This is a genomic window from Pseudomonas sp. ML2-2023-6 (assembly GCF_037055265.1).
GTDB lineage: Bacteria > Pseudomonadota > Gammaproteobacteria > Pseudomonadales > Pseudomonadaceae > Aquipseudomonas > Aquipseudomonas kulmbachensis.
Genome location: NZ_CP146347.1, coordinates 166,502 through 178,608 on the forward strand (window position 1 = coordinate 166,502; position 12,107 = coordinate 178,608).

Consider the following 12,107-nt stretch of genomic DNA (forward strand, 5'->3'; position numbering starts at 1 on the left):
CCGTGGATTACTCGTCAGCGTTATCGCTGGCGTCGCTGTTATCGCTGTCATCGCCATCGGCGCTGTCAGAATGCTCAGGACGGTCACGACGCTCACGGCGCTCACTGCGGTTCTCTTCAGCCTTGAGCATCTCGGACTGGCCAGTTACGGCTTCGTCGCGACGGATGACCAGGTTACGGATCACAGCATCGTTGTAACGGAAGTTGTCTTCCAGCTCAGCCAGGGCTTTGCCAGTGCACTCAACGTTCAGCATCACGTAGTGAGCCTTGTGAACATTGTTGATTGCGTAGGCCAGTTGACGACGGCCCCAATCTTCCAGACGGTGGATTTTGCCGCCGTCTTCTTCGATCAGCTTGGTGTAACGCTCTACCATGCCGCCGACTTGTTCGCTTTGATCCGGGTGGACCAAAAAGATGATTTCGTAATGACGCATGAATGCTCCTTACGGGTTGTAGCCTGCCGCTAACTAAAAAGCGGTCAGACAAGGAGTGAATGACACTTGTGTGTCTTGCCTAGAGAGGCACATATGCGCCCGCCATGACGGCAAGGGGCGCAATTGTAGAGAAGGGACAACAGAGGCGCAAGGCAATTGGTGATTATTTGAACAATCTTTAATCACCAAAACTCTGTAGCCGCTGCCGCAGGCTGCGATAAGGCCGAAGGCCCTCAAACGCAGACAGTCAGGCCGAGCGCTTCGCGCCCGATCGCAGCCTGCGGCAGCGACTACAAGTCTTGCTTACTTCTTCTTCGAAGAAGTCTTGGCTTTGACGCTGCGCTGACGCAGGGCTTCGAACAGGCAGACGCCTGTCGCAACCGATACGTTCAGGCTGCTGACGCTACCGGCCATTGGCAGGCGCACCAGGTAATCGCAATGCTCACGCGTCAGGCGACGCATGCCCTTGCCTTCAGCACCCATGATCAGGATGGTCGGGCCAGTCAGGTCTTGCTCGTACAGTTCCTGCTCGGCTTCACCAGCAGTGCCGACGATCCACAGACCGCGCTGCTGAAGCTTTTTCAGGGTGGCCGCAAGGTTGGTAACTGCAACCAACGGAATAACTTCCGCTGCACCACAGGCCACTTTCCGTACAGTCGGAGTCAAGGTTGCAGACTTGTCCTTGGGCACGATAACCGCCAACGCACCGGCAGCATCGGCCGTACGCAGGCAAGCACCCAAGTTGTGCGGGTCGGTTACGCCGTCCAGCACCAGAATCAGCGGAGCACCTTCGGTGCGATCCAGCAATTCGTTGAGCATGGCCTCACCCCACACCTGGCTCGGGCTTACATCAGCCACAACACCCTGGTGCACGCCCTCAACCCAAACGTCCATTTCGCGACGCTCAGCATTGCCCACCGCTACCCGGCTTTCATCAGCCAGCGCGATCAGGGTCTGAACGCGAGGATCGCTACGACCCTCCGCCAGCCATACCTGCTTGACGCGCTTTGGGTGATGACGAAGCAACGCTTCTACAGCGTGAATGCCGTAGATTTTTTCCAACTGACTCATGACTTGGCCTTAGGTTTGCGCGACCCGCCGCTTTTGGCAGCAGGAGCGGCGCCCGATTTTGGCGGGCCTTTACGATGTTTACTCGGCTTGGAGGGCTTGCCTGCATCTTTAGCAGGTGCAGCCCTACCCGACTTTCCCGGCTCCGATGTCCGACCGCCGCTTTTTGATTCGGCCAGCAACGCCTGCTTCAATTCACGGCTCTTGCGCAGCTCGGCGTTTTTCGCCGCAGCATCGCTAGGGCGATAGGTGTCGTCGGTGGACTTCTTGACAGCCTTGGCTGGCGCACTACGACGTGCAGCAGGTGCTGGCTCGACTGGTTTTTCAGTCGGCTTGGTGCCCGACTTGCCTGCATTTTTAGCTTTAGGCGCATCAGCAGTGCGATTTTTACGACCAATCGGCGCGCTGAGGGTTTTTTCCGCCATTTCGAAGTCGATTTTGCGTTCGTCGAGATCGACGCGCATTACCCGCACTTCAACGGTGTCGCCCAAGCGGAAGCTGCGACCGGTGCGCTCGCCCGCCAGGCGGTGATGCACAGGATCGAAGTGGTAGTAGTCACCCGGCAAGGCGGTCACGTGAACCAGACCCTCGACGTAGATATCGGTCAGTTCCACGAACAGGCCAAAACCGGTGACTGCCGTTACTACACCCGGGAACGACTCGCCGACGCGATCCTTCATGAACTCGCACTTGAGCCAGTTGGTCACGTCACGCGTAGCTTCATCAGCACGGCGCTCGCTCATGGAGCACTGCTCGCCGAGCTGCTCCAGGATCGCTTCGTCGTACGGATAGATACGCGCTTTCGGAATGGTCATCGCGCCAGCACGGCGAACGTGCGGGGTGTCCATTTTGGAATGGATCACGCTGCGAATTGCGCGGTGCGTCAACAGATCCGGGTAGCGACGAATCGGCGAGGTGAAGTGGGTATAGGCTTCATAGTTCAGGCCGAAGTGACCCTGGTTATCAGCGCTGTATACCGCCTGGCTCAACGAACGCAGCATCACGGTCTGGATCAGGTGGAAATCAGGACGATCCTTGATGCTGGCCAGCAATGCCTGGTAATCCTTCGGCGACGGACCATCCTTGCCTTTGTGCAGGCTCAGACCCAGCTCACCGAGGAACGCGCGCAGCTTTTCCAGACGCTCCGGCGGCGGACCATCGTGAACGCGATACAGTGCAGGAATTTCGTGCTTCTTGAGGAACTCAGCTGTGGCTACGTTAGCGGCCAGCATGCATTCTTCGATCAGCTTGTGCGCGTCGTTACGGGTGGTTGGGCGAATGTCGGCGATTTTGCGATCGGAACCGAAGATGATTCGGGTTTCCTGAGTTTCAAAATCAATCGCGCCACGAGTATGACGGGCAGCCAGCAGCACTTTATACAGCGAGTACAGCTGCTTGAGGTGCGGCACTACATCAGCGTATTCGCTGCGCAGTTGCTTGGCTTCGTTGGTTTTCGGCTGTTCCAGGATGGTGCTGACCTTGTTGTAGGTCAGGCGCGCCTGGGAGTGAATCACCGCCTCATAGAACTGGTAATCGGTCATTTCGCCGGTTTTGGAGATAGTCATCTCGCAAACCATGGCCAAACGGTCGACTTTCGGGTTCAGGGAGCACAGGCCGTTGGACAGCTGCTCAGGCAGCATCGGGATCACGCGCTCAGGGAAGTACACCGAGTTACCGCGAACTTGCGCTTCGGCATCCAGTGCCGAACCGATTTTCACGTAGCTGGAAACGTCGGCAATCGCCACGTACAACTTCCAACCGCCGGAGAACAGGCGCAACTTGCCAGGCTTGGCTTCACAGAAAACGGCGTCATCGAAGTCGCGCGCATCTTCGCCGTCAATGGTGACGAACGGCAGATGACGCAGGTCGATGCGCTTCTCTTTGTCTTTGTCTTCGACTTCCGGCTTCAACCGGCCTGCTTCCTTAAGGACAGCTTCGGGCCAGACGTGAGGAATGTCGTAAGTACGCAGGGCAATATCGATTTCCATGCCCGGAGCCATGTAGTTGCCTACGACCTCAAGCACATCGCCTTGCGGCTGGAAGCGTGGCGTCGGCCAGTGAGTAATCTTCACTTCAACGAACTGGCCAACTTTCGCGCCAGCGTTGCGGCCCGGCGTGACCAGCACTTCTTGCTGGATCTTCGGGTTGTCGGCTACTACAAAGCCGATGCCGCCTTCTTCAAAGTAACGACCCACGATGGTTTCGTGAGCACGCGACACCACTTCGACGATCACGCCTTCACGACGACCACGACGGTCCAGACCCGAAACACGAGCCAGCGCACGGTCGCCATCGAACACCAGGCGCATTTGCGACGGACTCATGAACAGGTCGTCGCTACCATCATCCGGGATCAGGAAGCCGAAGCCATCACGGTGACCACTGATGCGGCCGAGAATCAGGTCGAGCTTGTCCACCGGCGCATAAGTGCCCCGACGAGTGTAAATAAGCTGGGCATCGCGCTCCATCGCACGCAGGCGACGACGCAAGGCCTCGATTTGGTCTTCTGTAGTCAGACCGAACTCTTCCACCAACTGTTCACGAGCAGCAGGCGAGCCACGCTCGGCCAGGTGCTGAAGGATCAGTTCACGGCTAGGGATAGGGTTTTCGTATTTTTCCGCTTCACGTGCGGCCTCGGGATCGAGGGTCTGCCAATCGGCCATTAGATAGTTTTCACCTTGTCTATATGCGGGTTAGTTTGGCATACGCGTATTGAAACGGGAAATTTCAGGCACACACTGGGCCTTAATAGTCCTTTCTGACCCGCTTTGACGCTGCAGCCCAACCGTTCGCGAAAAATTTTCAATATTTTTAATCACAACGCTTTACAGGTCAAAGGGTCATCCGTATAGTGCGCGCCATCGACAACGGCAACAGCGTTGAAGATAATGCCCAGATGGTGAAATTGGTAGACACGCCAGCTTCAGGTGCTGGTGATCGCAAGGTCGTGGAAGTTCGAGTCTTCTTCTGGGCACCAATTCGAGATTGCAGAGTAGTACACTCTTCAGCCTCACACAAAAACCCGCGAAAGCGGGTTTTTGCATTTAAGATCTTCTAAGCCGCTGATTTAATAAAATTAAAACAGGGGTTTACAGATCCAAAAGCTCTCCGTATTATGCGCCACATCAACAGCGGCAACGTTGCTGATACTGCCCAGATGGTGAAATTGGTAGACACGCCAGCTTCAGGTGCTGGTGACCGCAAGGTCGTGGAAGTTCGAGTCTTCTTCTGGGCACCAATTCAAGTTTCAAGTGTTTTCATCGAATACATTTGAAACCTCACAAAAACCCGCGAAAGCGGGTTTTTGCGTTTCAGGGGCACGCATCACCCCCTGGCACACCATCGCTTACGACCATCGACCTCGCCGTCAAGTGCACTTGAGAAACAATATCGTTTATTATTGTTACAAGTTTTGTAGTACCCAAGCGAGGAACCCAGCGAATGATGCTCCGAAATACCCGGCTTGCGACATCTCTACTGCGCGGTCTGACTCTCTCCATCCTCGGTCTTGCACTGACCGCCCCCGCCCATGCTGCCGATCCTGTATCGCTGACGCTGTACAACGGCCAACACAAGGAAGTCGGCGATAACCTCGCCAAGGCCTTCGAAGCCAAAACCGGGATTCACGTCAATGTGCGCAAGGGCAGCAGCAACCAGTTGGCCAGCCAGATCATGGAAGAAGGCGACCGCTCGCCTGCTGACGTGTTCTACGCCGAAGAGTCGCCGCCCCTGAACAATCTGGGCGAGCAGGGTTTTCTGGCCAAGGCCGATGACAGCACCCTGCAAGTGCTGCCCAAGGAGTACGTGGCCGCTAACGGCACCTGGATCGGCGTAACTGCGCGCACCCGCGTTGTCGCGTTCAACCCGAAGAAGATCAGCGAAGACCAGTTACCCAAGTCGGTAATGGATTTCGCCGACCCCGAGTGGCAAGGCAAGATCGGTTTCGTACCTACCAGCGGTGCATTCCAGGAACAGGCCGTTGCCATTATCAAACTGCACGGACGTGAAGCCGCAGAAGAGTGGCTGACCGGCCTGCGTGCCTTCGGCAAGACCTACACCAACAATATGGTGGCGCTCAAAGCGGTAGAAAACGGTGAAGTGGCCGCCGTACTGGTCAACAACTACTACTGGTTTGCCTTGCAGCGCGAAAAGGGCCAGCTGGATTCCAAGCTGTATTACTTCACCGATGGCGATGCCGGCGGCCTGATCACCGTGTCCAGTGCTGGCGTACTCAAGGCCAGCAAACATCCGAAAGAGGCCCAGCAGTTGCTCGCTTACATGGCCAGCGAAGAGGGCCAGCGTGTGATCACCAATACCACCGCTGAATACCCGATGCGCAAAGGCATGGTTTCCGAACGTGGCCTCAAGCCATTTGAAGAGCTGCAACCGCCAAAAGTGACACCTGCCGACCTGGGCAACGCGGAAGAAGCCCTGGACCTGGAACGCGATGTAGGCCTGCTCTGATGCTGTCTGCCGCCCAACCTGCACGCTTTATGCCCACCCGTAAACGGCCTTCGATCTGGCTGCTGTTGCCCGTTCTGCTACTGGTGGGCCTGAGCCTGCTGCCGCTGCTGTATGTCGGCACCAAAGCCTGGCAAGCCGGGTGGTCTGAAGCGCTGCACCTGTTGTGGCGGCCCTATGTCTTTGGCCTGATGCGCAACACCTTGCTGCTGATGGTCGGCGTCACCGTGACCTGCGCTGTGGTCGGCCTGTCCCTGGCCTGGTTGCTGGAACGCAGCAACCTGCAGGGACGGCGCCTGTGGGGCGTAATCCTGTGCCTGCCGTTTGCCGTACCGGCGTTTGTCAGCAGCTTTACCTGGGTCTCGCTCAGCGCCAGCTTTGAAGGCCTGGGCGGAGCGATTCTGGTGATGAGCCTGTCCAAGTACCCGCTGATTTTTCTGCCGGTAGCGGCCACACTGCGCAACCTTGACCCGGCGCTTGAGGAGTCGGCCCGTACCCTGGGCCAGAACCGCTGGGGAGTGTTTTACAACATCACCCTGCCGCTGCTATGGCCCTCGTTGCTGGCCGGTTCGCTGCTGATTGCCCTGCACATGCTGGTGGAGTTCGGTGCACTGTCGATCATCGGCCTGCAGACCTTCACCACGGCGATTTATCAGCAGTTCGAGCTGGAGTTCAGCAACGCCAATGCGGCGATGCTCTCGGCAGTATTGCTGGTGATGTGCTTGAGCCTGCTGTGGCTGGAGCTGAAAGTGCGCGGCAAGGGCCGCCACATTCGTATCGGCCAAGGCGCTGCACGGCGGGCCGAGCAAGTACATTTGGGTAAATGGTCACTGGCAGGGCAACTGTACTGCCTGGCACTGGCGGTGGTTGGCAGCGGCATCCCGCTGGGGATGTTGGTGTACTGGCTGGTCAAGGGCAGCTCCGCGGCCTTCCCTGTGGCCGAGATTGGCGAAGCGCTACTTTCTTCGCTGTCCCTGGCGCTGGGCGGGGCTGCATTGTGCCTGGTGCTGGCTGTACCGGTCGGGCTGCTGGTGGTGCGCTATAAAGGCCCGCTGGCAATCTGGGCCGAACGCCTGCCCTACCTGCTGCATGCGCTGCCGGGACTGGTGATCGCCCTGGCACTGGTGTACTTCGCCCTGCACTACGTACCGGCGCTGTATCAGACTTCGGCCTTGTTGCTGATTGCCTATGCGCTGCTGTTTTTGCCACTGGCGCAGGCACCGATCCGCACAGCCCTGAACAAGGCAGCACCGCAACTGGAAGAAGCAGCACGAACCCTGGGCGCCACGTCGTTCTCGGCATTTTGCCGGGTGACGCTACCGATCATCTTCCCAGCTCTGGGCGCAGCGTTTGCGCTGGTGTTTCTGGACGGGATGAAAGAACTGACGGCGACATTGCTGCTTAGCCCTACCGGACTCAACACCCTGGCGACCCAGGTCTGGTCGCATACCTCGAACATCGAGTTTGCCGCAGCCGCGCCTTATGCGGCGCTGTTGATTCTCGTGTCGGGGCTGCCGGTGTATCTGCTGACCACGAAGATGTATTTGAGCCGCTGACCCTCACCCCAACCCTCTCCCAAAGGGAGAGGGCGAGGGCAGATTTTATCTCACGCCCTGAACTGCCCCAAACTCGCTTTAAGCTGCGCCGCCAACCCGTCCAGCACCTTGCCGCTGGCCGTGGTTTGGGTCACCGCCTGCGCAGCACGCTCGGCCTGAGCATGAATCACTTCAACCCGCCCACGTACCGCATGCGCTCCTTGCGCCTGATGCTCTGCCGCTTTGGTCGCCTCACCAATGGCGGTATGCACCTGCTCGACTGAAGTCTGCATGGTTTTCTGCAATTGCACGCTGCCACGCAGCACCGCCAACCCCTCATCGGCCTGACGCCCCGCCAGACCAATCGCCGCCACCGCCTCTTTCGCACCCTGCTGCAACGCCACGATATGCGCCTGAATATCGCCAGTGGAGCTTTGGGTCTTGCTGGCCAGTGCCCGCACTTCATCTGCCACCACGGCAAACCCCCGACCCGTCTCCCCTGCCCGCGCCGCTTCGATCGCCGCGTTGAGGGCCAGCAGATTGGTTTGCTCGGCAATGCCGTGAATAACGGTCAGGACCACTTCGATTTGCTCGCTTTGCTGCGCCAACCGCTCAATCACCTTGGCACCCTCGCCCACCTGCCCCGCCAGCGCCTCAATCAGGCCGCCGACCTTGGCCGAGGTACGAGTGTTTTCATCGGTGGCCTGACGGATATCCACCACCTGCTTGAGCGCGGCCTGCATCGCCTGGCTCTCGGATTGCGCAGCATCCGCCATGGTCGACAGCGCATGCAGACTTTGTGCGACTTCATCACGCTGCAATTGCGCGGCAGCATCCGCCCCGGCATTGCGCAAAGTCATCACGCCGATCTCGACCCCAGTACGCTGCGCCACATCCCCCGCCTCACGCACGATGGGCTGCAACTTGTCGACAAAGCGATTGACCGCCGCCGCCATGTCACCGATTTCATCCTTGCTGTTAAGACCCACGCGCTTGGTCAGATCGCCCTCGCCTGCCGCCAGATCATCCAGCGCGGCGATCAGCAGTAACAATTTGTTGACCACACGCCGCCCCAGCACCACGGCCAGCAACAGCAACACCCCCAGACCAACAATCGCCAACCCCAGGCCAATACGCCAGCGCAAGGTGTCAGCCGCCTCGCGCACGGTCTGCGCGGTGTTGACTTGCATCTGTGCCGCCGCAGCCTGCGCGGACTCCAGGCGAGTGCGCAAAACCCCCGCGCTATCACTGGCCGCGCCTTGCAGGCTTGCACCGACCAACTGATCACTGCTGGCGATCAACCCGTTGAATCGCTGATCCAGGGCCACCAGGTCTTGTTCGATCGACGCCGTTGAGACACCCATCAGCACTTTGCCAATCTCAACGCCATTTGGGCTAATGGAGGCTTCAAGGTAATACACCGAAGGGTCATGCCGAGCAGCATCCAGTACTTTATCCAGGGCACGCTCACCCTGCCCTTTCTCCAACAGGGCCTTGTTGATGGGATTATCGCGATTCAAGTAACGCGTCAGGTGCTGACCAGCGGCGTCGTCATACACCACGAACAACACATTGGGATTGCGCTGAGCGCGGCGTGCGAATTCGGATAGTGTCGGGACATCACTGTCCCACATGGCCCGCGGTGCCACGGCGGCCAATAGTTGCGCCATGTCGTTGGCCGAATCCATCAAGCTTCTCTCCAGGGCCGCTCGCACCTGCACCTGCTCTTCTTTCAAGCGCGGCGCCAGGCCCGCCGTCAGCCGCTGACGGGTACTGGCGGAGAGTCCGTCCAGACTGCCTTTGACTTCACGCCCGGCCTGCTCCAGTTCAGCAGTCAGCTTTTGGCTGTCGACCCCCAGGCGCGTGTCCAGATCAGACTCTAATGCCGTCACCGTGCTTCGTGTCAGTGCAACAGCCACCAGCACTTGCACCAAAAGAGCGATACCAAGGGTAACGAATACTGGCCGCAGTAGACGGCTTTGTAACAGTGAGAGAACGGCAGACACAGAAAACCCTCCACTTGGGTGCCATTATTTTGATAGCACGCTTATTGACAGTTTTCACAGCAAGGCTCGTGCCGTATCGCTGGTTTCGCCCTACTCCGCGATTGCGCCACCCAAAAACAGAGCGATTCAGAAATTAGGGAAGCGTCCTACATATCTGATTGCCAGTTCCTGATAGCGTTGTCGAAACCATTTAGGTGATGCAGTTATAAGCCAAAATAAATGAAAGGATTCAAATATTAAGAAGATCAAGACTCCCCTAACTACTTGGCAAACCTCGGGCACCATTACAACCCGATCGAAATCCAATTAAAGAGTGGGAAATCGTTAAGGCAAGGCAACTTCTATCAAACAAGGTTTAAATATATCTCCGCAACACCCCAACTTTATTGAGTTCTTCTCTGCAGGGCATTCGCAGGTCAAAATTGCTGGAGCCAAGGCCATGATGCACTCTTCCGTTCCGCCAGTCGCCGCATCACTCATTGCCACAACCGAAAATATCTTACATATCGCACCTGTATCGAGATACTGGAAAGCTGATGCACCCAGCAATGTCGTGTTTCTCCCCCCGACATTAACCAAACAAACTCTGCTTATACAAATCGGACTCCTGCGCCCATCAACTATCGTTGCAGGAGACCAGGTCATCGATGCAGACGTTATCAACCAATGGCGCATATCCCACCCGTTCGGGGACCTCTTCCTGATTCGCAGAGGTACGAGTCTGGATAAAGTGCGGCTGGACCTGTGCGAATCCAACCACATTCGAGTGATCAATACGCCAGGGGTTAACGCACCGCATGTCGCTGCCTATATTGCGCACTGGCTGACACTGGCCGACGGGGCCATACCCCATGATATTTCAGTGTTGGGATACGGCAATGTCGGCAAAGAGCTTGTTGAATTGCTACTTAATCGAGATCCAAATGTTCGGATCAAGGTGCTGAGTCGATACGCTCAAACGCCGGACGATACCGGGAAAGCCTTTTCCGATAGCAGAGTGTCCTTTGTCTCGGACTGGCTCGAAGCACTGGAGGGCGCCCGTGCTGTCGCCGTATGCGTATCGCTGAATAATGAATCCGTTCACTGCATTGATCAGACACTCATTCGGCGTATGCACAGACAGGCCCGCCTGGTCTGTGTCGCCAAACCGGATGTCTTTAGCGATGATGCTTTGCAGACCCTGGCAGAGGCTGAAGGCATCCAACTGATCCTGGACTACGGGCCTATGACACTGGATGCATTTTGTCTGCGCACACAAGCGCTCGGCTACTGCGCCTCCATGTGGCGCAAACCTGCGACGCTGACTACACAGGCGGCAACAACCGAAGCCTACAATTGCGACCTGGACTATGCCGTCTCAGTTCATCTGAGCTTGATGGCCTTGCGTGGCCTTGTCAGGCGCAAACTTGCACAGCCATTGACGATCCCCTCTGAGCCGGTAGATGCCGGGGCACCCCGCGTGTCGATCATCGGCAGAGGGATCAATGGCCTGCTCCAGGCGGTGATGTGCCGCCTGGCGAATTATCAGGTCACTGTCTACGGCAGAGCTCAGGAGAGCGATGGCGCCAGTCACAAGAATGTGAACATGCGCCATCTATCAGCAACGGAGACGACTGCAAAGCCGCTACATAACGACTACCTACTCCCCGCAAATCAGTATTTGGCCGTTGAGTGCAATCGCGCAGGCATAGAGCTGTTTGAAAAGCTCCTGGCCGACAACCCATCGTTGGCACCATTCGCCCAAGCACGGGTTATACGAGCCTATATGGCAGATGCCGATGGCGTAGAGGCCGCTATCCTCGAGCAGCGCGATATCGAAAGCAGGCCTTGGCCCAGTGGCAAGCCGGGAAGCGAGCCCGTAGAAATCAGTCAACTGCATTTCCAGACACGTTATGGAATCCCCGAAATCGGGCGGGCTATTGAGGTATCTGGCTACGACCTGGAGTTTCTCCATGTAATGGATGGGTTAGAGGCGCTTTTACAGCGCTCCGGGGTTCAGTTCCTGCCCCGGCATCTGAGTCGGATTCAAATTGCCGAGCTGAGTAGAGAACACTTCGTCGTCACTGCCATGGGAGTAGAGGAACCAGAAGTAAGAGCGATCATTGGCTGGTTTTTCAAACTGCGCGCTGTCGAGAATGAAGGTGCACAAATGCGCGGGCTCAAGCTGCAGTACGATCTGCCAATCGGCGTCATGAATTGCCGCTTGGACGGCGACCACATTCTTGTCTCTGGCGGGCAGGTTCCACCCGACTCAACGCCGGAGGATAAGAAACAGATACTCGCGGCGTGTCTGGCCGCTGTTTCTCGGCACTTCCCGAAGTCCTACCAAAGGGCGATAGAACGTGGTGACTTGCACATTACTGATTGTGCTCGGCCCGGCACTTCAGATGGACTGTCAATAGTTCACTGCTCCGCACACAACCAAATAGTAGCCGGCGGTACTTATGCCGGGGGCACAACACAGGGATTAGTGTGGGCCTCTTTAGTCCAGGAAATCATCCAGGCAAAAGGTCCTGCAGTTTCAGGAATGTATTACAACTCGCACAACTCTTGATTATTGGTATCTCCCGGCTTCAGGACTGACTGTTGCTCTTGCAGGTTTAA

At 57.2% G+C, this 12,107-nt stretch carries 7 protein-coding genes, 2 tRNA genes and 1 pseudogene; 5 read left to right on the forward strand and 5 right to left on the reverse strand.

What is annotated here, in order from left to right:
* Positions 1 to 7: 7 nt before the first annotated feature.
* The 3 genes from rpsF to rnr form a co-directional block, all read right to left on the reverse strand.
* Complete coding sequence (gene rpsF, locus V6L79_RS00720) at positions 8 to 433, reverse strand: 30S ribosomal protein S6 (RefSeq protein WP_003439045.1); 426 nt, start codon at positions 431 to 433, stop codon at positions 8 to 10.
* A 303-nt stretch (positions 434 to 736) separates the two neighbouring features.
* Complete coding sequence (gene rlmB, locus V6L79_RS00725) at positions 737 to 1,504, reverse strand: 23S rRNA (guanosine(2251)-2'-O)-methyltransferase RlmB (protein ID WP_048360323.1); 768 nt, start codon at positions 1,502 to 1,504, stop codon at positions 737 to 739.
* Positions 1,501 to 4,164, reverse strand: a complete 2,664-nt coding sequence (gene rnr, locus V6L79_RS00730; RefSeq protein WP_321834857.1) for a ribonuclease R — start codon at positions 4,162 to 4,164, stop codon at positions 1,501 to 1,503. The genes rlmB and rnr overlap by 4 nt, the downstream gene beginning before the upstream one ends.
* 227 nt (positions 4,165 to 4,391) lie before the next feature.
* Here rnr and V6L79_RS00735 point away from each other — a divergent pair.
* From V6L79_RS00735 to V6L79_RS00750, 4 genes are all read left to right on the forward strand, one after another.
* A tRNA-Leu gene (locus V6L79_RS00735) sits at positions 4,392 to 4,478 on the forward strand.
* Positions 4,479 to 4,652: 174 nt separating this feature from the next.
* Positions 4,653 to 4,739, forward strand: a tRNA-Leu gene (locus V6L79_RS00740).
* A gap of 203 nt (positions 4,740 to 4,942) precedes the next feature.
* A complete protein-coding gene (locus V6L79_RS00745; RefSeq protein ID WP_261739966.1) occupies positions 4,943 to 5,965 on the forward strand; it encodes an iron ABC transporter substrate-binding protein in 1,023 nt (340 codons plus the stop codon).
* The gene (locus V6L79_RS00750) at positions 5,965 to 7,518 is read left to right on the forward strand and encodes an iron ABC transporter permease (protein WP_338579682.1); all 1,554 of its coding nucleotides are present in this window, start codon (positions 5,965 to 5,967) and stop codon (positions 7,516 to 7,518) included. Before V6L79_RS00745 ends, V6L79_RS00750 begins: the two co-directional genes overlap by 1 nt.
* A 50-nt stretch (positions 7,519 to 7,568) precedes the next feature.
* Here the strand turns inward: V6L79_RS00750 and V6L79_RS24715 are convergent, their stop codons facing one another.
* Both V6L79_RS24715 and V6L79_RS24720 read right to left on the reverse strand, forming a co-directional pair.
* Positions 7,569 to 8,453, reverse strand: coding sequence for a methyl-accepting chemotaxis protein (locus V6L79_RS24715; RefSeq protein WP_395247920.1), 885 nt, complete (start codon positions 8,451 to 8,453; stop codon positions 7,569 to 7,571).
* 21 nt (positions 8,454 to 8,474) lie between these two features.
* Positions 8,475 to 9,185 (reverse strand): annotated as a pseudogene (locus V6L79_RS24720) (methyl-accepting chemotaxis protein); the annotation flags it as partial.
* Positions 9,186 to 9,942: 757 nt separating this feature from the next.
* On the opposite strand from V6L79_RS24720, the gene V6L79_RS00760 reads away from it, so the two are divergent.
* Positions 9,943 to 12,057, forward strand: a complete 2,115-nt coding sequence (locus tag V6L79_RS00760) for an FAD-binding oxidoreductase (protein ID WP_338579683.1) — start codon at positions 9,943 to 9,945, stop codon at positions 12,055 to 12,057.
* Positions 12,058 to 12,107 lie beyond the last annotated feature (50 nt).